This window comes from Ensifer sp. SL37 (assembly GCF_026672675.1).
Classification (GTDB): Bacteria; Pseudomonadota; Alphaproteobacteria; order Rhizobiales; family Rhizobiaceae; genus Ensifer; species Ensifer adhaerens.
Map to the genome: position 1 here is coordinate 925835 of NZ_JAPPRN010000001.1, position 22751 is coordinate 948585.

General features: G+C 62.8%; 22 protein-coding genes. 7 read left to right on the plus strand and 15 right to left on the minus strand.

Translation table 11 applies throughout. The features are described from left to right. The first annotated feature begins 114 nt into the window (after positions 1-114). Positions 115-822 (plus strand): YczE/YyaS/YitT family protein, encoded by a 708-nt coding sequence (locus tag OVA00_RS04195; protein WP_034787819.1) that lies wholly within the window; start codon positions 115-117, stop codon positions 820-822. A gap of 84 nt (positions 823-906) precedes the next feature. Here the strand turns inward: OVA00_RS04195 and OVA00_RS04200 are convergent, their stop codons facing one another. The 3 genes from OVA00_RS04200 to OVA00_RS04210 all read right to left on the minus strand — a co-directional run bounded on the left by OVA00_RS04200 (position 907) and on the right by OVA00_RS04210 (position 4392). Next, entirely contained in the window at positions 907-2160 is a 1254-nt protein-coding gene (locus OVA00_RS04200) for a sensor domain-containing diguanylate cyclase (RefSeq protein WP_060517822.1), read from the minus strand. A 148-nt stretch (positions 2161-2308) separates the two neighbouring features. Next, positions 2309-2821 (minus strand): flavin reductase, encoded by a 513-nt coding sequence (locus OVA00_RS04205; protein ID WP_034787824.1) that lies wholly within the window; start codon positions 2819-2821, stop codon positions 2309-2311. An 8-nt stretch (positions 2822-2829) separates the two neighbouring features. After that, entirely contained in the window at positions 2830-4392 is a 1563-nt protein-coding gene (locus OVA00_RS04210; protein ID WP_060582283.1) for a 4-hydroxyphenylacetate 3-hydroxylase N-terminal domain-containing protein, read from the minus strand. 94 nt (positions 4393-4486) lie between these two features. On the opposite strand from OVA00_RS04210, the gene OVA00_RS04215 reads away from it, so the two are divergent. Continuing rightward, positions 4487-5365: a helix-turn-helix domain-containing protein gene (locus OVA00_RS04215; RefSeq protein WP_060517825.1), complete on the plus strand. Its 879-nt coding sequence runs from the start codon at positions 4487-4489 to the stop codon at positions 5363-5365. Positions 5366-5401: 36 nt separating this feature from the next. Here the strand turns inward: OVA00_RS04215 and OVA00_RS04220 are convergent, their stop codons facing one another. Genes OVA00_RS04220 through OVA00_RS04235 form a run of 4 tightly spaced genes read right to left on the minus strand, consistent with a single transcriptional unit; the run spans position 5402 to position 9359 of the window. Then, complete coding sequence (locus tag OVA00_RS04220; protein ID WP_060517827.1) at positions 5402-6526, minus strand: DmpA family aminopeptidase; 1125 nt, start codon at positions 6524-6526, stop codon at positions 5402-5404. A gap of 2 nt (positions 6527-6528) precedes the next feature. Continuing rightward, positions 6529-7416 (minus strand): ABC transporter permease, encoded by an 888-nt coding sequence (locus OVA00_RS04225; protein WP_268088089.1) that lies wholly within the window; start codon positions 7414-7416, stop codon positions 6529-6531. After that, complete coding sequence (locus OVA00_RS04230; RefSeq protein ID WP_034787833.1) at positions 7367-8266, minus strand: ABC transporter permease; 900 nt, start codon at positions 8264-8266, stop codon at positions 7367-7369. Before OVA00_RS04230 ends, OVA00_RS04225 begins: the two co-directional genes overlap by 50 nt. Before the next feature lies 1 nt (position 8267). Continuing rightward, on the minus strand, positions 8268-9359 hold the full coding sequence (locus OVA00_RS04235) for an ABC transporter ATP-binding protein (RefSeq protein ID WP_034787836.1): 1092 nt from the start codon (positions 9357-9359) through the stop codon (positions 8268-8270). Positions 9360-9521: 162 nt separating this feature from the next. On the opposite strand from OVA00_RS04235, the gene OVA00_RS04240 reads away from it, so the two are divergent. Together OVA00_RS04240 and OVA00_RS04245 are read left to right on the plus strand one after the other, a co-directional pair. After that, positions 9522-10601: a polyamine ABC transporter substrate-binding protein gene (locus OVA00_RS04240; protein ID WP_234852724.1), complete on the plus strand. Its 1080-nt coding sequence runs from the start codon at positions 9522-9524 to the stop codon at positions 10599-10601. A 76-nt stretch (positions 10602-10677) separates the two neighbouring features. Next, the gene (locus OVA00_RS04245) at positions 10678-11535 is read left to right on the plus strand and encodes a MurR/RpiR family transcriptional regulator (RefSeq protein ID WP_043614025.1); all 858 of its coding nucleotides are present in this window, start codon (positions 10678-10680) and stop codon (positions 11533-11535) included. A 17-nt stretch (positions 11536-11552) separates the two neighbouring features. Here the strand turns inward: OVA00_RS04245 and OVA00_RS04250 are convergent, their stop codons facing one another. The 6 genes from OVA00_RS04250 to OVA00_RS04275 form a co-directional block, all read right to left on the minus strand. Continuing rightward, positions 11553-12851 carry an amidohydrolase family protein gene (locus OVA00_RS04250; protein WP_268088091.1) on the minus strand — a complete coding sequence of 433 codons (1299 nt, stop codon included), beginning with the start codon at positions 12849-12851 and terminating at the stop codon, positions 11553-11555. 45 nt (positions 12852-12896) lie between these two features. Beyond that, on the minus strand, positions 12897-13856 hold the full coding sequence (locus tag OVA00_RS04255) for a GlxA family transcriptional regulator (protein WP_060517832.1): 960 nt from the start codon (positions 13854-13856) through the stop codon (positions 12897-12899). Beyond that, positions 13856-14851, minus strand: a complete 996-nt coding sequence (locus OVA00_RS04260) for an SLAC1 anion channel family protein (protein WP_268088093.1) — start codon at positions 14849-14851, stop codon at positions 13856-13858. The genes OVA00_RS04255 and OVA00_RS04260 overlap by 1 nt, the downstream gene beginning before the upstream one ends. Positions 14852-15008: 157 nt before the next feature. After that, the gene (locus OVA00_RS04265) at positions 15009-15770 is read right to left on the minus strand and encodes a sulfite exporter TauE/SafE family protein (protein ID WP_060517834.1); all 762 of its coding nucleotides are present in this window, start codon (positions 15768-15770) and stop codon (positions 15009-15011) included. Positions 15771-15798: 28 nt separating this feature from the next. Continuing rightward, positions 15799-16674, minus strand: a complete 876-nt coding sequence (locus OVA00_RS04270; RefSeq protein WP_134886307.1) for an MBL fold metallo-hydrolase — start codon at positions 16672-16674, stop codon at positions 15799-15801. After that, positions 16667-18163 carry an aminotransferase class V-fold PLP-dependent enzyme gene (locus tag OVA00_RS04275; protein ID WP_082566296.1) on the minus strand — a complete coding sequence of 499 codons (1497 nt, stop codon included), beginning with the start codon at positions 18161-18163 and terminating at the stop codon, positions 16667-16669. The genes OVA00_RS04270 and OVA00_RS04275 overlap by 8 nt, the downstream gene beginning before the upstream one ends. Before the next feature lie 100 nt (positions 18164-18263). On the opposite strand from OVA00_RS04275, the gene OVA00_RS04280 reads away from it, so the two are divergent. Continuing rightward, the gene (locus OVA00_RS04280) at positions 18264-18746 is read left to right on the plus strand and encodes an Lrp/AsnC family transcriptional regulator (RefSeq protein ID WP_034787865.1); all 483 of its coding nucleotides are present in this window, start codon (positions 18264-18266) and stop codon (positions 18744-18746) included. A 33-nt stretch (positions 18747-18779) separates the two neighbouring features. On the opposite strand, the gene OVA00_RS04285 is transcribed toward OVA00_RS04280, so the two are convergent. Further along, positions 18780-19472 (minus strand): RraA family protein, encoded by a 693-nt coding sequence (locus tag OVA00_RS04285; protein WP_034787868.1) that lies wholly within the window; start codon positions 19470-19472, stop codon positions 18780-18782. A gap of 8 nt (positions 19473-19480) precedes the next feature. After that, positions 19481-20671, minus strand: coding sequence for a mannonate dehydratase (gene uxuA / locus OVA00_RS04290; RefSeq protein WP_268088500.1), 1191 nt, complete (start codon positions 20669-20671; stop codon positions 19481-19483). A 201-nt stretch (positions 20672-20872) separates the two neighbouring features. Here uxuA and OVA00_RS04295 point away from each other — a divergent pair, with 201 nt between their 5' ends. Further along, a complete protein-coding gene (locus OVA00_RS04295) occupies positions 20873-21616 on the plus strand; it encodes a FadR/GntR family transcriptional regulator (protein WP_051659113.1) in 744 nt (247 codons plus the stop codon). Positions 21617-21727: 111 nt separating this feature from the next. After that, positions 21728-22687 carry a substrate-binding domain-containing protein gene (locus OVA00_RS04300; RefSeq protein ID WP_051659114.1) on the plus strand — a complete coding sequence of 320 codons (960 nt, stop codon included), beginning with the start codon at positions 21728-21730 and terminating at the stop codon, positions 22685-22687. Positions 22688-22751 lie beyond the last annotated feature (64 nt).

The following is a 22751-nucleotide window of genomic DNA, read 5'->3' on the forward strand; positions in this document are numbered from 1 at the left end:
GTGGCGTGCTTCCGCGACAATGGGCGGACATGCCGAATGATATAAAAGCGCATCGCTGAGGGGGCGATGGGCCGGCGGGGTAAGGAGCTCCGCATCGTTTCGAGGGAGGAAACAATGGCACACAATGCGGCGGAAGCCGAAATCGTCGATACCGGCAGCCTGACGCGACGCTGGATCATGTATGTCGTCGGCATCTATGTGCTGACCTTCGGTGTCAGCCTGGCGATCCGCGCCGGCATCGGCATTTCACCCCAGAGCAGCCTGACGCGGACCATGACGCTGGTCTATCCGCCCTTCAGCCAGGGCACGTACAACTTCATGCTCGAACTGATCATGCTGTTCCTGACCTATCTGGTCCTGCCCAAGGACTTCAAGCTCAAGAACTTCGCCTCGCTGATCCCGGCTTTCGTGCTCGCGGTTTTCTTGGACTTCAACCTGGGGATCACCGAGTTCATCAAGCTCGAGGCCTATCCGCTGCGGGTGGCGCTGCTGGTCTTTGCCGATGCGGCGCTGGCCTTCGGCCTGTTCCTGATGATCCGCGCCAATCTGGTGCTGATGCCGATCGACATGTTCGTCAACACCATCTTCAAGCGCACCGGCTGGAAGTGGGGCAACATCAAGACCGGCTTCGACTGCACGCTGCTGGTTCTGTCGGCCTGTATCGGTCTGCTCTTCCTCGCAGAGGTCAAGTTCATCCGCGAAGGCACGATCCTGAACGCCATTCTCGTCGGGCAGTACATCAAGCTCTACTTCTTCCTGTTCAGGAAGTTCCAGGGCAAGGCGACACCTTCGCCGAAGGGCCTGGAAGCGGCCGCGGAATAGCATCCCGCGCAAAGATGCGAGAAGGGGCGCCCAACCGGCGCCCCTTTATCATGTGTCGTGATCTCTGCTTACGGGCGAACAGGCTTATCCGAAAGCGAGTTCGAGGTTCTGCCGGTCCCGTGCCACCACCTGGCACTTGGTTTCGAAACCGTCGCCGGCGACCACCAGAACGAGTTCCGGTGGTATGCCGGCGGAATTCGAAACCGTAACCGCCGCGCCATCGGCGCCCAGCGACCGGATGGTGCAGTCGATCCGTGAATGCCTGTCGTCGAAGAGAATGGTTCCGGCCTTCAGCACGCGCTGGCGCGGACCGAGCGGATAGCCGGCTTCGAGACTGCTCCATTCGACGCAGCGGTTTCGTCCGCCGGCCTTGGCGAGATACATCGCCGCATCCGCCTGGGCGAGCAAGGTGGCGTTATCCCTGCTATTGGCCGAAAGGGCGGCGGTGCCGAAGCTCGCAGTCACCGCGAGCTGGCCGAATTCACCGTGGATCGTCTGAGCGGCGATCGCTGCCCGCAGTTTTTCCGCCGCCGTCAGCGCGCCTGTCGCGTCGACATGCGGCAGCATGACGGCAAATTCCTCGCCGCCGAGCCGCCCAAAGAGGTCGCTTGCTCGCAGATTGGACTGGCAGATGGAGGCAACGGCCTTCAAGACCTCGTCTCCTGCCGCATGCCCGTGTGTGTCGTTGACCCGCTTGAAATGGTCCACATCGAGGACGATGCAAGACAGGTCATGCTGGTGCCGCACCGCGAGCGAGATCAGCTTGTCCGCTTCCTCGCGGAAGGCGCGCCGCGTCAGCGTCCCGGTCAGTCCATCCGTCGCGGCCGAGCGGAGCAGATCGATCCGGTCCATCGCCACGCCAGCCAACTCCATCAGGATCGCAAGATCCGTCTCAGTGAACTGTCGTGGCGCGCGATCGATCGCGCACACGGTCCCGACTGTATGCCCGTCCCGCGTCTTCAGCGGGACGCCTGCGTAGAACCGAACATGTTCGGGACCGGCCACGGCCGGGTGCTGCGAAAAGCGTGCATCCTTCGTGGCGTCGTGGACGACGAGAGGCTCCTCGGCGACGACGACATATCGGCAGAAGGTCTCTTTGCGCGGGACCTCGTCGGCCGAAAGGCCGGAGCAGGCCTTGTACCATTGGCGATGTGCATCGACCAAGGAGACGATGCCGATCTCTATGGAGAAGACCTGTTTGATCAGCCGTACGACCCGTTCAAGGCCTTCATCCCTTGGCGTGTCGAGGATATCGAGATGTCCAAGGGCGGCCAAGCGATCGAATTCCCTGCCTTTCGCGTCCGTCGTCGGACGTCCGGCTGGCTCAGCAACCACCATTCCGTTTTCCTTTCTCATTCCACGCCCGGCAATAGACGCGTTTTAGGGAAAAAACAAAAGGCGCTGAACAGCAACTGGATGTGGATTGCGCCGGCTCTGTGGCGAAAGATGCCGTGTTTGCACCGAACCAGCGACGCTGCGTCCGTGCTTACCCGCCGAAACTTCCGAGCTGCGTCGGCACGTGTACATAGTTGCGGTCGAAGTAGAGCAGCGCATTGCCATCGCTGCGCGAGCGGATGCCGACGACCCGGCCGATGAGGATATGGTGCGTTCCCAAGAGCCGCGCCTCGGCCAGTTCGCAGTCGAGCGAAACGATCGCATCCTTGACGGCGAAGCTGCCCGATTGCATCTCGACCCAGTCGGTGGCGGCATAGCGCGCGGCCATGTCCTGCGTCGCGCCGGCGAAATGGCCGGCGAGATCCCGATGGTCGTGGCTGAGCACGTTGACGCAAAAGCGCCTGTTGTCGATGAACAGCCCGCATTGGGTGGAGTTCCGGTTCATGCAGACAAGCAGCGTCGGCGGCTCGTCGGTTACCGAGCACATGGCGGTGGCCGTGAACCCGCCGCGTCCGGCGGGTCCGTTGGTGGTAATGACGTTGACCGGCGCGCAGACCCGCGCCATCGCATTGCGAAACTCGGTCTTTGAAACGAGCGGTTCCATGGCAGGCCTCACTCGGCTGCGCTGCGAAGGGTGGCGTTGTCGTCGAGCGGCGGCAGCCAGGTATTGCCGGTCCAGCCGTTCTCGTCGTAGTCGGCCATGCACTGATCGACGAGCGCCTCCATCTCCTTCAGGCGCCCACCGCGCTCGGCGCCCTTCAACACCTGCAGCCGCACCTCTTCGGGTGCACCGGCATAGTTGAGTTCGTAAAGCGCGTGCCGCCCGCCAAACTCGGTGCCGGTCGCGTCCCAGAGCAGCTTCATGATCTTGATGCGCTCGATATGGCCCATGTCGTTGGAGCCGCGCACATATTGCGCCAGGTAACGATCGATCTCGGGATTGCCGAAATCGCGCGCCGAGGAGGGCAGGTAGATCAGGCCGGAGGCGACGACCCTGCGGATCGTCTCGACGACGCGCGGATAGGCCTCCGACATGAAGGTGCGGTAGGAAAGCGCAGCTTCGAGATTGGGCAGCACCGCGCCGTCGGCCCAGGGAATGGGGTTATGCGCCATGGCGTTGGAGAAGCTCCAGAACATGTGTCGAAGGGCAATGACCTCGCCGAGCGCCGCCTGGTTGCCGCGGAAGGCGTCGCCGCCGGTCGCCCTCAAAGCCTTGGCAAGCAGGCCGGCGAGGAAGTCGAGTTTCACCGCGAAGCGGGTGCAGCCCTGGAAGCAGTAGCCGTGCATGAAGCCGGAGGCCGGGTGGAAGGAGAGGATCTTGGCGGCGTCGCGCAGCACCAGAACATCCTCCCAGGGCACGAAGACATTGTCGAGCACCAGGATCGCGTCATTCTCGTCGAAGCGCGACGACAGCGGATAGTCGAAGGGATGGCCGACCGTGTTGGCCGTCTGCTCGTAGGAGACCCGGCAGAACATCTTGATGCCCGGCGCGTTCATCGGAACGATGAACATGACGGAGAGCGAGGGATCCTCGGTCACCGTCGCCGAGCTCTGTGCGAGGAAATTGTAGTGCGTCAGCGCCGAGGAGGTCGCCACCACCTTGGCGCCGGAGACGTAGATGCCGGCATCCGTTTCCTTGGTGATGTGGACGAACACGTCCTTCACCGCATCCGCCGGCTTGTGGCGATCGATCGGCGGATTGACGATCGCATGGTTCATGAAGAGGGCGGCTTCCTGGGCGCGTCTGTGCCAGGCGAGCGCATTGTCCTTGAACGGCCCGTACCAGTTGGCATTGGCGCCCAGCGTGTTCATCAGCGCCGCCTTGTAGTCGGCGGTGCGGCCCATCCAGCCATAGGACATGCGTGCCCACTCGGCGATCGCGCCTTGCTGTGCCGCAAGATCGGAGGAGGAGCGGGCGACGCGGAAGTATTTGTGGGTGTAGCCGCCCGAGCCCGTGTCGGTCGGTGACGTCAGGATATCCTTCTTCGCCGGGTCGTGCAGCGCGTCATAGAGCCTTGCGAGCGACCGGGCGGAATTGCGCATGGCCGGATGGCTGGTGACGTCGTGGACGCGCTCGCCATTGATATAGACTTCGCGGCCGTCGCGAAGGCTCTCCAGATATTCGGCGCCGGTGAAGGGCCGCGCCCTGTCGGCGCGGAAATCCTCTGCTCTCATTTTCTCCTCCTTGAGTTTCGTCAAGGCTAGGCGTTGAAATCGGCAGCGGCCATGGACAGAATGGCAAAATGACTTGGACTTTTTCGGGTGGAACATGAGCAGCAGCATTCCAAGTTTCTTCGTCTATGGCGAACCGGAGCAGAAGGTCGAGCCCGGGTTCTTCCATGTCGAGACGGTGATGGCGCGGCGGAACCTGCATCAGGGCCAGGTCAAGGCGCACAAGCACGACCAGATGGGACAGATCACCTACTGGCTGAGCGGCGGGGGAACTTACTTCATCGACGACAAGCCTTTGGACTTTTCCGCACCCGCCATCAGCTTCGTGCCGAGCGGCATCGTGCACGGGTTTTCGGTCGATCCAGAGACGAGCGACGCGATTGTCGTTTCGATTGCCGATGGTGCGCTGCTCTCTATCCGCGAGCAAACGACGCTGGCGCTCGATACGCCCATGATGATCCGTGGCGACGGTGAAGACCGGCATTGGCGCCGTCTTGCGGAACTGCTCGATATCGTCGCTGATGAGTACGCCGGCGGTGCCACGGGCACGCAGCGGATGCTGGCATCTCTGGTCGCCGCCGTGCTGACCCAGATCGCCCGCCTGGCAGCCGCAGCACCGCCCACCGCCCAGCCGACACAGGCGATGCTGGCCACGGAACTGCGCCGGCTCATCGATCTGCGTTTCCGCGAGAACTGGAGCGTCGGGCACTACACCGACGCGCTCGCCACGACGCCGCACCTGCTTGCCAAGGCGAGCAGGGATGCCTTCGGCATGCAGGTGAAGGAACTGATCAACGAGCGGCGATTGCTCGAGGCCAAGCGCCTACTGCTCTTTACGGTCCGGCCACTCGAAGACATTGCCTATGAGATCGGCTTTGCCGACGCCGCCTATTTCTCGCGCTTTTTCCGCCTGAGGGTCGGCGAAGCCCCGAGCGACTGGCGCCGCGCGCGGTTGAACTCGCCTGGAGCCGGCTAAGTCACCGGCTCCGAGAGGTATCGCCAAGTCCGTCGGTTATCGGCCATAGGCCCGCATAACCTCCATCAGAGGCTCATGCTGGATCGCCCGGATCTTGAAGCGATCATGGGCTGTGCCGCCGGAATCTTCGGCCGCGATCATCGCGTTCACCACTGCTTCTTCGACGCTGTCGACGGTCGCGAGATAGACGGGGTCAAGCAGCTCGTCGTTGACGATTTCCAGCGACAGTCGCGGCGGCGCCTTGTGGGCCATCGGCTGGGTGTTGGCGGTGGAGAAGGCGAGGAAGATGTCGCCGGAATTGTTGCCGCCGGGCGTGCCGTTGCGGCCGATGCCGATCGCCGCCCGTCGCGCCAGGCGCTTGAGTTGATGCGGTGCCATCGGCAGGTCGGTCGCGATCACGACGATGATCGAGCCGCGCTCCTGCATCTGGCTTTGCGGCGTGCCGTCGCGCATGTGTTCGCCGACCGGAACGCCGCGGATCGTCAGCCAGTCGCGTTGCCCGTGATTGGCTTGGACCAGCGTGCCGATCGTGTAGTCGCGGCCGCCGAATTCAACGACGCGCGAGGCGGTGCCGGTGCCGCCCTTGAAGCCATAGGCGATCATGCCGGTGCCGCCACCACAATTGCCTTCCTGGACCGGGCCGGACGCGGCAGCGTCGAGTGCGGCGTGCACATCGGCTTCCGTGATCGGCTGGCCGTTGATGTCATTCAAAACGCCGTCATAGGTTTCGGCGACCACCGGCATCAGCCAGAGGAAATCATCGGTGTCGTAGGTCGTCCTGTAGCGCTCCAGCATCCATTGGATGGTGGCGTGGTGGGTCATGCCGACCGCATGGGTGTTGGTGATCATCACGGGTCCGAGGAAGAAGCCGCCATCCTCGATCCAGTGGGTGCCGGTCATTTCGCCGTTGCCGTTGAAGCGGTGCACCCCGGCATAAACCGGGACCGGTGTTTCCGATCCGGCATGCGGCAGGATGGCGGTGACGCCGGTGCGCACCGGGCGCTTTCGGCCGGGTCGCGGCGTTTGCTCCTCGATAGTGCGGAAGCCGACGGCAATGCCTTCGACATCCGTGATGGCGTTGAAGCGGCCGGTGCGGCCGGCAAAGGGCAGGCCGATATCGCGGGCGCGGGCGCTGGAGGGCGTAGAGGTTTTGTCGTTCATGATCATTTCTGCCGGGAGCGAAGGTAAAGGCCGAGCGAGGCGACGACGAAGGAGAAGGTCAGCATCATCACGGCGATGGCGTTGATCTCCGGTTTGATGCCGCGCCGAAGCATGGAGAAGATGAACATCGGCAGCGTCGTGACATCGACGCCGGCGATGAAATAGGTGATGACGAGATCGTCCATCGAGATGATGAAGGCGAGCAGCGCGCCGCCGACGATCGCCGGGAAAAGCTGCGGCAGCACCACCCGACGAAAGGTCATCCATTCGTTGGCGCCGAGGTCGGCCGACGCGTGTTCCAACGTGCGATCCATGCCGGCAAGGCGGGCCGAGACGACGATGAAGACGTAGGAGATCAGGAAGGTGCACTGGCCGATGATGATCGTCGTCAGGCCCAGCCGGATGCCGGAATTGACGAAGAAGATCAGGAGCGCGATGCCGAGCACGATATCCGGCATCAGCATCGGCATGAACATCACCACCCGGTAGAAGCGCTGGCCGACAAATTCGAAGCGGTAGAGCGCAATCGCGATCGCCGTGCCGAAGACGGTTGCAATGGCCGTTGTCGAGGCGGCGATGACCAGGCTGTTCCACACCGCCTGCAGCAGCTGCCCCGTCGATTCGATGTAGAGCGCGCTCTCGGAGACCTTGGTCTTGAAGCCGAGAACCTGAGCGTACCATTCGGTGGTGAACCCGGTCCAGGTCATCATGTTCACCGGATTGGCGTTGAACGAATAGATGGCGATGACCACGAGCGGGATGTAGATGAAGGCGAAGAACAAGCCGGTGTAGGCAAGCAGGCCACCGGTAAAAAGGGATCGAGCGATCTTCATGGGCGCCTCACCGTGCCAGTGCGGCGGCAGCGCCGCGCCGTCCGGAAAGGATGACATGGGCGATCATCATGATCAGCATGACGCTCATCACCATCATCGCCAGTGCTGCACCGAAGGGCCAGTTGCGGGCGGCGAGGAACTGCTGCTCGATGAGGTTGCCGAACATCATCACCTTGGCGCCACCAAGCACCGCCGGCACGACGAAGTTGCCGAGCGCCGGGATGAAGACGATGACGGAGCCGCCGGCGATGCCGGGTGCGGTCAAGGGCAGGATGATGCGCAAGAAGGTGCGCACGGGGCCGGCGCCGAGATCGAGCGAGGCGCGCACCAGCGTCCAGTCGAGTTTCTCGACGCTGGCATAGACGGGCATGAACATGAAGGGAATGAACACATAGGTCATGCCGAGGATGATCGCGCCCTTGGTGTAGATCAGGTCGAGCGGCCGTTCGATCAGCCCCGTGGATAGAAGCACTTCGTTGACGAGGCCGGTCTGGCGCAGGATCAGCACCCAGACGAACAGCCGCACGATCAGACTGGTGAAGAAGGGCAGTGTGATCAGGAACAGGCAGAAGTTCTTCCAGCGGTCGGAAAGCCGGGCGATGCAGAAGGCCGCGGGGTAGCAGACGAGGAGGGTCGCGAGCACCGTAAGGGCCGCGATCTCGATCGAGCGCAGGAAGATCGCGATGTAGATCGGATCGAACTCCTCGAACATCGGATCGGCGAAGCCGAGAATGCGGCCGAAATTATGCGGGTAGAAGGTCCATTCCACCCCGCCATAAAGGCCGGGTGCGAGAAAGCTGGTCACGATCATGATCGCGAGCGGCCCGAGGAAGAAGACGGCGAGAAAGGCCGAGACGGGCCCGAGCAGGAGTGCAAGCTGGAAGCGGCGGCGACTGGCGATCGTCATCTTAGGCACCTGCGCTTTCGCCAATCAGGTGCACGGCGGCTGGATCATAGGCAAGTCGCGCCTTACGGGTCTGCTCGACCGTGCCAACGAGGCTGCGGCGGTTGGCCGGAATCTCGGCGACGACCTTGCGGCCCTCGGCGGTGCGACCGAACAGCTCGAAGGTGGAGCCGACGAAGACGATCTGGTCGAGATCGACGTCGATCGTCGGGAAGGGAGCGTTGTCCTCGGCGAGGAAGAACTGTTCCGGACGGATCAGCGCCGTTGCCTCTGCCGAAATCTTCCGCTCGCAGGGCCGGTGGCGGATCGCCATGCCGTCAGCCGTCATCAACCGGTCGCCGTCGAGCCTGCCTTCGAACAGATTGCTGGCGCCGATGAACGTTGCAACGAACGTGTTGACCGGATGGTCGTAGATGGCGCGAGGCGTATCGAGCTGCTGGATGCGCCCGCCTGATAGCACGGCAACGCGATCCGACATCGTCAGCGCTTCCTGCTGGTCATGGGTGACGAAGATGAAGGAGATGCCAAGCTCGTTCTGCAGCGTCTTGAGTTCGATCTGCATGGCCTGGCGCAGGTTCTTGTCGAGCGCCGACAGCGGTTCGTCGAGCAAAAGCAGCTTCGGCCGGGCGATGATGGCGCGGGCGAGCGCCACCCGCTGCTGCTGGCCGCCGGAGAGCTGGCGCGGCTTGCGTGCTTCCATGCCTTCGAGCCCGACCATCTTCAGGGCGGACGCGACCTTTTCCCGGCGCTGCGGCTTGGCAACGCCCGCCACCTCCAGCGAGTAGGCGACGTTTTCGCCGACGGTCATATGTGGAAACAGCGCGTAGTTCTGGAAGACGGTGTTGACCGGGCGACGATAGGGCGGCCGGTCGGTCATGTCCTCGCCGTCGATCAGGATCGAGCCGCCGTCGAGTTCGACGAAGCCGCTGATCGCCTGCAGCAGTGTGGTCTTGCCGCAACCGGAGGGACCGAGCAAGGTCAGGAATTCGTTGCGGCGGACATCGAGATTTATACGGTCGAGAGCGGTCACGGTGCCGCCTTCCGGAGTGGTAAAGGCCTTGCTCGCCTCCACCAGCCGGACGATGGAATTCTGCATACTTCTGTTCCCCAAAATGTTATTCAAATAACGCTTGTGCGTTTTCGATATATGGATACCATTTGCCTATCGGAGTCAACGGCCACGAGAAGCCGTGATCCGGAAGCGGCCGGTCAAGGTCGTGTCAGGCCGTCCGGCCAGAACCATCAGAGGAGAATTTCGATGACGATGACAAACGGGACGACCCGCGGGGGCAGGAGAGCCTTCGCGACCCGTGCGCGCACAGTGGCACTGTCCCTCGCGACGCTGACAGCCCTTTTCGGCACGGCGCAAGCGGCCGAGCTCAACATCTACAACTGGGGCGAATACATCAATCCGGCTGTCCTCAAGAAGTTCGAGGAGGAGACCCAGATCAAGGTCAACCTCTCGACCTATTCCTCCAACGAGGAGATGCTGGCGAAGATCCAGGGTGGCGCCACGGGTTACGACATCGTCTTCCCGTCGGTGCACATGCAGGACATCATGGCCAAGCTCGACCTGCTCGAAAAGACCGACATCAACACCTATGAGGGCTTCAAGAATATCGACCCGACGTTCCTGCGCGCCAAGAGCGACCCGAAGGGCGAATATTGCCTGCCCTATGCCTTCGGTACGGTCGGTATCCTTTATAACCGCACGCTGCTCGGCAAGGACGTGACCGGCTGGCGCGACCTGATCGAAACCGTGAAGGCCAAAGGCCTGAAATTCACGCTGCTTGACGACATGCGCGAGGTGCTGTCGGTCGGCCTCATCCTCAATGGCCACAAGGTCAATTCCACCGACCCTGCCGAATTGCAGCAGGCGGCCGATACGATCATCGCCATGAAGCCGGATGTCGCCGCCTTCACCTATGACACCCGCCCGATGGTCGCGGCCGGCGATGTGGCGGCCGGTCATTTCTTCGTCGGCTCGATGGTCGACGTCTTCGGCAATCCGAAGGATCTCGGCTACGTGATCCCGGAGGAAGGCGCGACGATGTATCAGGAGGATATCTGCGTTCTGAAGACCGCGCCGAACAAGGAGAACGCCGTAAAGTTCATGCAGTTCTACACGCGTCCCGAAGTGGCGGCGCTCAACATCGAGCAGCAGACGAACGGCACGGCCAACGTGCCTGCGCGGCAATTGACCCCCGAGCAGATCAAGAATAGCAAGGAAATCAACCCGCCGCCGGAAACCATGCAGAAGCTGCAGATCTTCGAAGATCTCGGCCCCGGCGTGCGCCAGCTCGATCGGGTCTGGACGAAGGTGAAGACGGCGCAATAAACAGGCGATGCGACGGAGCGGGATATGCGGCGCTAGCTTGCCGGCGTCCCGCTCCGATCATGCAAGGGGAGGGGACGTGGCGCAGCGAATCCTGAAGCTGGTGCGCAGCGACGAGCTCAGACGCTCGAAATCTGATAAGCTCATCGCCAACTACATCGAGCGTAATCTGGCCGACATTCCCTTCGAGACGGCGCGTTCGATCGCGACCCGGCTTGAAGTTTCGCCGATGACGGTCGGGCGTTATCTTCGGCGCATGGGCTTCGACGGTCTCGACGAGCTGAAACTCGAGCTTCGGCGCGACGGCTCCAACAATCCTGCCTGGCAGGTGAAGGGATCGGTTGGCCGTCTGCGCGACGACAACCGCGAAGGCAAGCTGCTTGCCGGCCTGATCCAGCAGCAGATCGACAATCTCGGCATGATCTATGAGTTGACGACCGCGCCGGAATGGCAGCAGGCGATCGACGCTCTGATTGCTGCCAGCGAGGTCTATGTCGCTGCCTACCAGAACGTACGCGGCATCGCGCAGTATTTCGCGAGCCAGCTATCCTATACCCGGCCGCGGGTGCAGTTCGTCGATGGCCTCAACGGCACCTATGCCGAGCTGCTCGACGGTTCCGTCGAGGGACGCGTGCTGTTCCTGCACGACGTACGCCGCTTCGCCGCCAAGGCGCGGCCCTTGGCGGAGGAGGCGCGTCGGGCCGGCGTCAAGGTCATCCTCTTCACCGACGAGTTCTGCCCCTGGGCGCCGGAGGTCTCCGACATCTGCCTCGTCGTGCCCGGGTCCCATGGTCCGCTCTGGGATGGAGCAGCAACGACCGTCGCGGTCATGGACCTGCTTCTGAGCAACATCATCGTCGTCCTCGGCGACGAGGTCGGCGAGCGCGTCGCCCAGCTTACTCGGCTACAGAACGTCTTCGGCGACTTCGAGGATTGAAATCGAAGTCCGAAAGCTCAGGGCGCCGACGTCTGCGGGATGTAATCCAGCCCGATGTCGATGGAGGCCGGCCGGCCGTCGAGAAGCAGTTCGCTGATGCGCGGCGCCGTCCTGGCGATGACCTTGCCGCCCTTGACCACGCAGAGCCGGTTCGGTTTCAGCCGCAGCGCTTCGCTGACATCGGCCGCCTGCATCAGGACGAGGTCGGCCTTACAGCCGACGTCGAGGCCATAGCCTTCAAGGCCCATGGTTTTCGCTGCATTCACGGTGATGGCGTCGAAGATCTTGCGCTTGTCCTCGATCCCGCCCATCTGCGTCACGTGGATGGCCATGTGAGCCACTTCCAGCATGTCGCCCGAACCCATCGAGTACCAGGGATCCATGACGCAGTCGTGCCCGAAGGAAACGTTGAGGCCGGCCGCCATCAACTCGCGAACCCGCGTCATGCCGCGGCGCTTGGGATAGGTGTCGTGGCGTCCCTGCAGCATGATGTTGATCAGCGGATTGGGGATCACGTTGATCTCCGCCTCCGCCATCAGCGGGATCAGCTTGGAGACATAGTAGTTGTCCATCGAGTGCATCGAAGTCAGGTGCGATCCGGCGACGCGGCCCTGAAGTCCGAAACGGACCGTTTGAGCCGCCAGCGTCTCGATGTGGCGCGACATCGGATCGTCGGTCTCGTCGCAATGCATGTCGACCGGCAGGCCGCGGTCTGCGGCGATCCGGCAGAGCACTTCCACCGAGCGGGTGCCATCTTCCATCGTGCGCTCGAAATGCGGGATGCCGCCGACGATGCCGATGCCCATATCGAGTGCGCGGTTCAGTGAAGCCTCGCCGTCGGCCGCGCGAAAATAGCCGTCCTGCGGGAAGGCGACGAGCTGCAGGTCGATATAGGGCGCGACCTTTTCCTTTACCTCCAGCAGTGCCTCGGCCGTCACCAGCCGTGGATCGGAGGTGTCGACGTGGCTGCGGATGGCAAGAAGGCCCTGGCTGACGGCGAGGTCGCAATAGCGTAGCGCCCGCTCGACCAGCGCCTCCTTGGTCAACATCGGGCGCAGCTCGCCCCAGAGCGCGATGCCTTCCAGCAGCGTGCCCGAAATGTTCATCCGCGGCAGTCCGAGCGACAGCGTCGCGTCCATGTGGAAATGCGGGTCGCAGAAAGGCGGGCTGAGCAGGCGGCCGGTGGCGTCGATTTCTTCGCCCGCTGTCGCGGCAAGAGCCATCTCGATCGCTGCGATCTTGCCGCCCTTGACGCCGACATCGACGCCAAGCCGTCCGTCCGGAAGATTGGCATTGCGGATGATCAGGTCGAACATGCTGGTTTCTCCGGTGGCGGTAACGGCGCGGGCCTTGAGCGAGGCTTAGGAGCCGAAGCTCTTTCGATAAGCCGCCGGCGACGTGCCGAATCGACGAACGAAGGAACGACGGAAGGCGATATCGTCATGGAAGCCGATATCGGTCGCAATCTTTTTGAGCGGGATGCTTGTGTCTTCGGCCAATCTGCGCCCCGCCTCAAGCCGCATGCTCTCAACATAGTCAGCCGGCGTCATGCCCACCTCCTGCTTGAATTGCCTGGAGAAGTTTCGCTCGCTCATGCCGGTGCGCCTGGCGATCGCCCCGACACCGAGATCGGCAGAGAGGTTGTCGGCAATGTAGTCCTGCGCCGCGCGAATAGGGGTCTTCTGCGCAAGCTGGCCGGCAAGGAGCGTGCTGAACTGGGTCTGGCCGCCGGGTCGCTTGAGGAAGACAACAAGTTCACGCGCGACTTTCAAGGCGATGTCCAGGCCGAGATCCTTTTCGACGATGGCAAGTGCGAGGTCGATGCCGGCTGTCACGCCCGCCGAGGTCCAGACATTGCCGTCCTTGGTAAAGATGCGGTTGGGCTCGAGCTTCACCTCCGGAAAGCGCTTGCCGAATTCCGCCGCTTGCGACCAATGCGTCGTCGCCCGCCTGCCGTTCAACAGGCCCGCTTCGCCGAGCACGAAGGCGCCGGAGCATACCGATCCGAAGCGACTGGCACGGGCGGATGCGTCCTTCACCCAAGTCAGAAGCGATATCGGAAGCGGTCGTTCGTGAATGAGCGGGTCCCCGGCAACCAGCAGGGTATCGATGTCGGCAATGCCGTCATCCATCGCACGGTCGGGAAGGAGGGTCAGCCCGGAAGACCCACGCACCGGGGCGGTGGAGGCGCTGACGACCTCCACCGAATAATGGTCGGTGCCACTCTGACGGTTGGCCTCCGCGAACACGTCCGAAGGGCCGATAACGTCGAGGAGCTGGACGCCCTGCATTGCGACGATCGCGACTTTGTGAACGGCCATTAGCGAACCTCGAACAATCTGCCGGTGAGGATGATGCTGATCGTCCGATAGAAGACAACCGCAATCGCGCCAGCCAGAAACAGAAAGAACAGTCCAGCCAGCCCGGTGAGGACGGTGCTCTCGGCAGACGCAGCATACCGGAAGAAGGCGATCGAGAGCGCAGCAAGCGGAAAGCTGATCGCCCACCAGCCGACGCTGAAGGGGACATGGGAGCGGAATACCATCGGCGACAGGACGAGCATCAGAAACAGCGCGAAGTAGAACAGGACCGTGGCGAAGAGATCGACCGAACCCGTGACATTGGTATAGGCGAGGAAGCCGACGGCAAAGGGGGCGACCAGAACCATGAGAGACGGCCGAGCCAGCGCCGGAAGTGGATCTTCATGGCGCAACCGCGAGAAGATCAGCGCAATGAAGACTGCGGCGATGACGCTGCCGACCGAGAAGGCAAGCATGTTGACCTCATGTGCCCAGGCGAACGGCATGGCGTGGCCGGTAACGGCGATATCCAGAGTGGCGACACCGGGGATGAGCAGCGGCGGCAGCGTCGTATCGCGCGACTGTTGCCGGCCGAGGAAGCCCCTGGCGACGACATAGGCGAGGGCGAAGGTCAGCGCCGACGCAGCCGTCCAGACGACTTCTGACAGCAGCGGGCTATAGCGGTTGAGAAAAGCTGACTGCAGAAGCAAGCCGATTGCGACCGTTGCGAAGAAGTTGCTTTGAACCGGATGGGCGAATTCGGCGACGACCGTGGCCGGATGGCGGTGCCACTTGAAAGCGTAGCCGAGCGCAAGGCTTAGAAAGATCGAAGTCCCGAGCCAGCCGACATATTCGCCGGGAAGGGCCGGCAGACCGATCGTCCTGGTGGCTTCGCGCCAGGCGAGGCTCAGGCCGGTTATGCCCATTACCGAGGCGAACAGGTTGATCGGAAGCTGCGAGATCGACCTGCGGGTCAACGGCGTGCTGTTCGAGAGGTCCATGGATTGAACGGTCATTGGATTATTCCTGTCCGAAAGAGTGCTGACAGGATTAAAACACGCCACGCCGTTGTCTTGAATGATCCAGATAGTACGATTCCGGACTCGCTGCGTATGTTTCCGGCCAAGGACCGATCAGTCGCGCCGTCATATGGATTGCGGACGGCGAAGCCGGTCACACGGCTCCGTAGCTGCGCCAGAGAACGTAAAGGCTGACGGAAAAGATGATCGCACGGAAAATCTTGGTCAGCGTATCGCGCTGGGTCGAAAGCTGCGTCGAAACGATCGTGCCGATCACGCCACCCGCGACGCCACCCAGGATGAAGTAGCCGGCGATGCGCCAATCCACCAATCCAGAGGCGGCATAGTTGATCGCGGTCGTCAGGCCGAAGGTGCCGACAGCAAGCAGCGACGTGCCCACAGCGTTGATGAGCGGCATGCCGGTCGCAAGCAGCAGTCCGGGAACGATGAGGAAACCGCCGCCGATGCCGAAGAAGCCGGAACAGGTGCCGGTCAGAAGCGCTGTCAAGCCGGTCTTGGCGTGTGTGCCGAGCGAAAGCGACTGCGGTGTCGCCGCCGTGTCGCACCTGACCTTCCGCATGGCGAAGCTGACGAACATCATCACGAGGCCGAAGAGGAACAGCAATCGCTGGCCATCGATCAGCTTGCCGAGGCTGGAGCCGAAAAAGGCGCCAAGCGAACCCGCGACCGTGAAGATCAGCGCGCAGCGCCACCAGAGATGACCGCGGAGCGCGTGGCTTATCAGGTTGAGATAGGCATTGGCGGAAACCGCAAGCGCTCCGGTGCCGAGCGCGGTGTGCACGTCGCGGATGCCGACGACATAGATCAGGAGCGGCGTCGCCAGGATCGAGCCGCCACCGCCGATCAGGCCGAGCGTGAAGCCGGTGAGCGAACCGGAGCCGATCGCAAGCAGCATCTGCTGGAAGGGGTCCGCCACGATGCCGCTACCCCCAGACCGAACCGGGCAGCGCGTTGAGCGGTATCTTCAGGTAGCGTCGGCCGTTGTCCTCGGCGACAGGGAGCTCGCCGCCACGCACGTTCACCTGCAGCGCGTACAGGATGAGCTTCGGCATCGGCAGGGTGCGGTCGCGCGCCTCGCGCAGGCCGACGAAATCGGCCTCGGACTTGCCGGCAACGTGCGGGTTCGTGGCCTTCTGTTCGGCGACCGTGCTTTCCCAGCGCGCCTCGCGGCCGCCGGGGCAATAGTCGTGGCCGGTGAAGAGCCGTGTTTCGTCCGGCAGTGCCAGAATGGCCTGGATCGAGCGCCAGAGGTCGGCAGCGCTTCCGCCCGGAAAGTCGGCGCGGGCCGAGCCGCTGTCGGGCATGAACAGCGTGTCGTGAATGAAGGCGGCGTCGCCGATCACGTAAGAGATCGAGGCGAGCGTATGTCCCGGCGAATGCATGACGTGGGCCTTGAGCTCACCGATCTGAAACGTCTCGCCGTCGGCAAACAGCCGGTCCCATTGCGAACCGTCGCAGGCGAAGTCCGGCCAGTTGTAGATCTCCTTCCAGATCCGCTGCACGCCCTTCACATGTTCGCCGATCGCCGTCGGCGCGCCGGTCTTTGCTTTGAGGTAGCGCGCCGCCGAGAAATGGTCGGCGTGCGGGTGGGTGTCGAGGATCCACTCGACCGTCAAACCCTTGGCGGCGATATGGTCGAGGATCGCATCGGCATTCCGCGTCGCGGTCGAGCCGGACTTTTCATCGAAGTCCAGCACCGGATCGATGATCGCGCATTTGCCCGTCGCCGGGTCGGCGACGACATATTGGATGCTGCCGGTGCGGGGATCGTAGAAGCCGGTCACATCGGGCTTATGCATAGGCGAGGGCCTCTTCAGCCGCGGCGCACGGGAAGAAGATCGCGCGGGCGGGGTCAAAATCGTAATCGGCTTCGAAGCTCGGCGCGTCGGCGGCGAGCTGCGTGACGCAATCGAGAATGTACTTCACCTTGTCTTCCGAAAGCAGCACGCTGAAGTTCAGCCGGGTGAAACCCGGCTTCTCGATTTCCTCGCCGGCAAGGATCGCCTGGCGGATCTGTTCGGAGTGCTCGGCATCGATCGACAGCAGCCGATGAACGTAAGGTCCGGCGCAGGCGCAGCCGCCGCGCGCCTGGATGCCGAAGCGGTCGCTCAGCATGCGGGTGACGAGCTGCTGGTGGACATAGCCGCCCTTGCCGTTCCTGATGCGGAACGAAAAGATCGGCAGCCGGTCCGGTTCTTGCAAGCCGAGCAGTTCCAGTTGCGGAATGGCCCTCCAGGCGGCAAATGCCTGCTCCGCCAGTTCGCGGTTGCGCCGCTCCATGCTCTCAAGCCCGATCGCGTGTTTGACGATGAAGGCAAGGGCTGCACGGATGTCACCGACGACGTTCGGCGTTCCGGCCTCTTCGCGGGCCTCGATGTTGGCGCTGTAGTCGTGTGTATCCGGCGAAACGAACTTCACCGTGCCGCCGCCCGGCCAGGTCGGCTTGTCGGTCGTGACACTGTCGCGGCGAACGATCAGGATGCCGGAAGCACCCGGGCCACCGATGAACTTGTGCGGCGAGACGACGATGGCGTCGATCTCGGCACCGGAAACGGGAGACATGGCGATTGGAACATAGGGGCCGGCGCCGGCATAGTCCCAGATCATCTTCGCACCGGCAGCCTTGACCATGCGGGTGATCGCGGCCACGTCGCTGGTGATGCCGGTGATGTTCGAGCCGGCCGAGAGGGTACAGACTGTCAGGTCGGACGAGCCAACGCTCAGCGCTTTGCGAAGTTCCGTGAGGTCCGGTCCACCCGCCGGGCATTCGGCGATCTCAACGATCTCAGCGCCGCTTTCGCGCCAGGGCAGGATGTTGGAGTGGTGCTCGTAGGGGCCGATGATGACGCGGACGGTTTGGCCGGCAGCAACCGCGTCGCTAACGCCGACGAGCTTGACCAGACGGTTGATGCCGGAGGTCGCACCGGAGCCAGTGAAGATCACGGCATGGTCGGCCGTGGCGCCGCAGAATTCCCCGATCAGCGCCCGCGCTTCCCGCCGCATCCGGGTCATGAAGCCCCCGCAATAGGAGGCTTCGGTGTGGCTGTTGGCGTAGTAAGGCAGGACCTCTTCGAGCACGAAATCTTCGATCACGCGCAGCGCGCGGCCGGAGGCGACGTAGTCGGCATAGACCAGTGCCTTCGTGCCGTAGGGACCGGCGATCCGCGCCTTCGCTCCGACCAGGTCGTCGCGTAGCTCGGCGACGAGACCCGGCCGGTTCAGGGACTGGCGGAACCGGGCGAGCGGCGAGAGCGCCTCGCAGGGTTGGTGGACGGCGGGCACGATCATCGCGCTTACTCCTCGGAGCGGACATTGACAGCAATTGTAATCCCGTCCAGGGTCGAAAACCTCACCTATCTTCTGCGGTTTCATCGAGGAATTGTGTCAAATGATCGAATCGTCGCTCAAAATCGATGCTTTCGATCTGAACATTCTTACCGCATTGCAAAAAGATTCGTCGCTGTCGCAGCGGGATCTGGCCGAAAAGGTCGGCCTGTCGCAAAACGCCTGCTGGCGGCGCCTCCAGCGCCTGCAGGCAATCGGTGTGATCCGGGGCTCGCATGCAGACATCGATCTCGACGCTTTGGGGCTGGATCTCACCGTGTTCGTGATGATCCGCACCCGCCATCACTCCAAGGAATGGAGCGACGGTTTTCGGCAGCATGTCGAGCGGTTGCCGGAGGTGATCGATTTCTATCGCATCGGCGGGGATTGGGATTATCTGATCAAGGTGGTGACCCGCGGCATGCGCGGCTATGACACCTTCTACCAGAAGCTCATCACCAATTTCGACCTCGCCACGGTCACCGGCTTCTTCTCGATGGAGGCGATCATCAACGGTCGCCCCGTGGATCTGAGCCGGTTGAGGTGAGGCGCCGTCTCCCGGCACCTCATCATTCTGTCGTTACATGACGCCGAAGCGTTCGAAGGCCTCGACGGTGCTCATGCCGGCCTCGATCGCCAGCCGCACCTTGTTTTCAGTCTCGGCCTTTTCCAGCGCCAGCGCGATCGCCTCGCGCTCCGCCTCCTTCGGGATGACGAGCACGCCGTCGCGGTCGCCGAAGAGGATGTCGCCCGGCCGGATGCGGATGCCGCCGATCTCGATCGGGATGCCGTAGTCGACGACCTTGCCGCGTGGGCCCTGGTCCTGGGCGTAGGAGCCGTAGCAGAAGGTCGGGAAATCGAGCGCGAGAATGCCGGCGCTGTCGCGGCAATAGCCGTCGCAGATCGCACCGGCCGCCTTGAGTTTCATTGCTCGCGTCGACATCAGTTCGCCCCAGACCGCATAGCGCGGCGACGAGCCGGAACAGACGTAGATCTCGTTTTCCTTCAGGCTATCGAGTGCATGGAACATCAGGCCGAAAGGCTTGGCGCTGAATTCCGAATGGCCGCCGGCCTCAGCGGTCGCGAAAAAATCCGCCTCCAGCACGGGCATCGCGCGGCCCACAGCGACCATGTCGTCGCGCAGCGCCTTGATCTGCGGCGGCAGGAACTGGTGCTGCAGGCCCATCGTGTCGAGAATGTCGCCGACCACGGCCGTGAACAGCCGGCTGCGCATGGCGGTAAAGAGTTCGGTATCGTCTTCAAAATGTTTCATGTCTTCCCTCAATCCTTGTGCGCCATGGCCGTTGCAATGCCCTGCATGACGCCTCTGATTTCTGCGAGACCCTTCAAGCGCCCGATCAGCGAATAGCCGGGGTTGATCCGCTCCTTGCCGATATCGTCCGCGAGCAGATGGCCGTGATCGGGCCGAAGCGGGATCTGCCAGTCGGTGCGACCCTCGCGGACGCGGCGCTCCTGCTCCTGCATCAATGCCAATATCACCGCGGGCATGTCGCTCGATCCGCCAAGATGGTCGGCCTCGTAGAAGGATCCGTCTTCTTCGCGCTGGACGTTGCGCAGATGGGCGAAATGGATGCGCGGGCCGAATTCGCGCACCATGGCCGGCAAATCGTTGTCGGCGCGTGTGCCGTAAGAGCCGGTGCAGAAGGTGATGCCGTTGGCCGGACTGTCGACGGCAGCGAGAATGCGCCGGACGTCGGCCGGCGTCGAAACGATCCGCGGCAGGCCATAGAGAGAGAAGGCTGGGTCATCCGGATGGACGCAGAGCCGGATACCGACTTCTTCTGCGACCGGCACGATCTCCCTGAGGAAGCGCGCGAGGTTCTCATGCAAGATGTCGGCGGTGACGCCATTATATTCCGAGAGGGCTGCGAGGAAGCTCGCCCGGTTGAACTGGCGCTCGGTGGCCGGAAGACCGGCGATCAGATTGCGTTCGATCCGGTCGATTTTCGCCTGGTCCATCTCGTCGAAACGCTGGCGGGCGGCGGCGATCTGCTGCGTTGAGTAGCTGTCCTCCACATGCGGACGCTGCAGGACGAAGAGGTCGTAAGCGGCAAAATCGACAGCATCGAAGCGCAGCGCAAAGCCGCCATTGGCCAAAGGCTGCATCAGTTCCGTGCGCGTCCAGTCGACCACCGGCATGAAGTTGTAGCAGACGATGCTGATGCCCGAACGTGCCAGGGCGCGAAGCGTATCCTTGTACCAGCCGATATAGCGATCGCTATCTGGCGTCGCGAGCTTGATCGAATTGTGCACCGGAATGCTCTCGACGACGCTCCAGCGCAGGCCGGCCGCCTCGATCAGCGCCTTCTGCTTAAGGATAGCCTCATCGGACCACGGCGAGCCGTCGTAAATGTGATGCAGCGCCGAGACGATCCCTGTGGCGCCCGCCTGCCGGATGTGGCTGAGCGGCACCGGATCGTTGGGCCCGTACCAGCGAAAGCACTCTTCCATCAGTCTCATGCAGAACTCCTACCCGCTTCCGTGGCTATTGTTGGACCACGCCCGGCAATAATGTCCCATTGGTCCAACAATTCAAGTCTGAAAGCGGAGATTTCGCGTGAAAATCACCGATTAAGCTGAGGCCTTCAAATTTTCGCTTGACGGAAACTGCAATCTGGACCAACAAATAAGGCATCGCAGGGAGGAGAGCCGGTGAGCAGTTCGGTAAGGGAAGAGGTGTTGTCGGGCGTCGAGGCCGTGGAGCCGGGCAAGACCTCGGCCGTCGATCGGCTGGTCGAGCAGATCCGCGACATGATTTCTGAGCGTGGCCTTGGTGTCGGTGACGCGTTGCCGACCGAGCGTGATCTCGGCGAACAGTTCCAGGCCGGCCGCAACACCGTGCGCGAGGCGCTGCAGGTGCTGCGCGCCTATGGCATGGTCGAGACCCGGCCGAAGGTGGGCGCCGTGATCAGCGGTGGCCACGGCGAGGCGATCCGCCGGCTCTTTGCCTTTCACAACGGTATCTCACCGGACTCGTTTCATGACCTGCAGGGCTTCCGCCGCATCATCGAGACCGGTGTCGGCGAACACATCATCCTGACGGCCAGCGACGCCGATTTCGACCGGCTCGATGCGATCAATTCCAGGATCCTTGAGGCCGAGAGCGTCGAGGCAGCCGCACAGTGCGACTATGAGTTCCATTCGGCGATCGTCGAACTCTCGGGCAACCGCACGACGCTTGCCGCCTATCACATGCTGCGTTCGGTGATCGAGGAGGTCATGCGGCTCGGCAAGGCCGAACGTCCGGTGCACGCGGCGACCTTCGAGGCGCATGCCGAGATCATCCGGGCGCTGAGGGCGCGCGACCGCATCGCCTATGTCTACCTGATGAGCCGTCATCTGGAGTTCGGCATCCGCTTCGTCGATGCCGTGCCGGGCAGCTCGCAGCCACGATAAACATTTGGAGATTGGGTCCGAACCGCGCTTCACGCGGTGCGGGCAGCCATTTGCCGGATTTTCGCCCGTTGGTCCGGCGGCACGAACAGGGCACTTGGGAGGAGAACCAATATGAGCAACATGAAACGTCTGGCGCTTGCCGCACTTCTTGCCACCGTCAGCTTTGCGCCGGGCGCAGCCTTTGCTGGCGGCAAGGCGATCGCTGGCATCGTCTTCCAGCAGGACCAGTATTTCCGCGGCATCCAGATCGGCATGGAGAAGGCTGCGGAAGCCGCCGGCGACGAGCTTCTCGCCGGCAACAGCGACAGCAAGCTGGAGAAGGAAGCGCAGCTCATCGACACCTACATCGCTCGCGGCGTGAACTCGATCGTCGTGGCGCCGCTTTCGGCCGATGCCTCGGTGCCGGCGCTGAAGAAGGCGCGTGATGCTGGCATCACGGTCGTCACCTACGGCACTTCGGCCAATGGCGACGTCGCCCAGGCGACGGTGACGAGCTCGGACCGCGATATCGGCATCGGCACAGGCAACGCCGCAACCGACTTCCTGAAGACCCTCGGCAATGGTGGCAAGGTCAAGATCGGCACGCTCGCCTTCAAGGCACTGCTGCCTGAACAGTCGAACGCCCGCGTCGACGGGTTCTTAAGCGTCGTCAAGGACCAGGTCGATATCGTCGCCCAGCAGGATGCCTGGCTTGCCGAAAAGGCGCTCGCGGTCGCAAGCGACATGCTGACGGCCAATCCCGATATCCAGGTGATCTACGCTGCCAACGAGGGCGGCACGATCGGTGCGGTCCAGGCCGTGAAAAAGGCAGGCCTCGAAGGCAAGGTCTTCGTCTTCGGCACCGACGGTTCCGAGCAGCTCGCCAACATGTTGCTGAATTCCGACAACGTACTGCAGGCAACGACGGCGCAGCAGCCGCTCGAGGTCGGCAAGCAGGCGATCGAAGCGGCACAGAACCTGCTCGACGGCAAGAAGATCGAGACCAAGGTCAACGTGCCGGTGCTGCCTCTGACGCGCGCCGATACGCAGGCGGTCGCGGCCTACAAGGAAGGCCTGAAGGCGCTGAAGTGATTGGGTTTTGACGTCAGCCGAGCGGCGGGACATCGCGCCCGCCACTCCCTCGTCTTGCACAGCA

Excerpts from the sequence above, each read along its gene's own strand:
- OVA00_RS04230 (WP_034787833.1), bottom strand. The coding sequence starts at position 8,266 with ATGACGATCGCCAGTCGCCGCCGCTTCCAGCTTGCACTCCTGCTCGGG.
- OVA00_RS04270 (WP_134886307.1), bottom strand. The coding sequence starts at position 16,674 with ATGCATAAGCCCGATGTGACCGGCTTCTACGATCCCCGCACCGGCAGC.
- OVA00_RS04205 (WP_034787824.1), bottom strand. The coding sequence starts at position 2,821 with ATGGAACCGCTCGTTTCAAAGACCGAGTTTCGCAATGCGATGGCGCGG.
- OVA00_RS04220 (WP_060517827.1), bottom strand. The coding sequence starts at position 6,526 with ATGAACGACAAAACCTCTACGCCCTCCAGCGCCCGCGCCCGCGATATC.
- OVA00_RS04275 (WP_082566296.1), bottom strand. The coding sequence starts at position 18,163 with ATGATCGTGCCCGCCGTCCACCAACCCTGCGAGGCGCTCTCGCCGCTC.
- OVA00_RS04235 (WP_034787836.1), bottom strand. The coding sequence starts at position 9,359 with ATGCAGAATTCCATCGTCCGGCTGGTGGAGGCGAGCAAGGCCTTTACC.
- uxuA (WP_268088500.1), bottom strand. The coding sequence starts at position 20,671 with ATGGAAGAGTGCTTTCGCTGGTACGGGCCCAACGATCCGGTGCCGCTC.
- OVA00_RS04260 (WP_268088093.1), bottom strand. The coding sequence starts at position 14,851 with ATGACCGTTCAATCCATGGACCTCTCGAACAGCACGCCGTTGACCCGC.
- OVA00_RS04195 (WP_034787819.1), top strand. The coding sequence starts at position 115 with ATGGCACACAATGCGGCGGAAGCCGAAATCGTCGATACCGGCAGCCTG.
- OVA00_RS04225 (WP_268088089.1), bottom strand. The coding sequence starts at position 7,416 with ATGTCATCCTTTCCGGACGGCGCGGCGCTGCCGCCGCACTGGCACGGT.
- OVA00_RS04200 (WP_060517822.1), bottom strand. The coding sequence starts at position 2,160 with ATGGTGGTTGCTGAGCCAGCCGGACGTCCGACGACGGACGCGAAAGGC.
- OVA00_RS04215 (WP_060517825.1), top strand. The coding sequence starts at position 4,487 with ATGAGCAGCAGCATTCCAAGTTTCTTCGTCTATGGCGAACCGGAGCAG.
- OVA00_RS04210 (WP_060582283.1), bottom strand. The coding sequence starts at position 4,392 with ATGAGAGCAGAGGATTTCCGCGCCGACAGGGCGCGGCCCTTCACCGGC.
- OVA00_RS04255 (WP_060517832.1), bottom strand. The coding sequence starts at position 13,856 with ATGGCCGTTCACAAAGTCGCGATCGTCGCAATGCAGGGCGTCCAGCTC.
- OVA00_RS04250 (WP_268088091.1), bottom strand. The coding sequence starts at position 12,851 with ATGTTCGACCTGATCATCCGCAATGCCAATCTTCCGGACGGACGGCTT.
- OVA00_RS04280 (WP_034787865.1), top strand. The coding sequence starts at position 18,264 with ATGATCGAATCGTCGCTCAAAATCGATGCTTTCGATCTGAACATTCTT.
- OVA00_RS04285 (WP_034787868.1), bottom strand. The coding sequence starts at position 19,472 with ATGAAACATTTTGAAGACGATACCGAACTCTTTACCGCCATGCGCAGC.
- OVA00_RS04300 (WP_051659114.1), top strand. The coding sequence starts at position 21,728 with ATGAGCAACATGAAACGTCTGGCGCTTGCCGCACTTCTTGCCACCGTC.
- OVA00_RS04240 (WP_234852724.1), top strand. The coding sequence starts at position 9,522 with ATGACGATGACAAACGGGACGACCCGCGGGGGCAGGAGAGCCTTCGCG.
- OVA00_RS04265 (WP_060517834.1), bottom strand. The coding sequence starts at position 15,770 with ATGCTGCTTGCGATCGGCTCCGGTTCGCTCACCGGCTTCACGCTCGGC.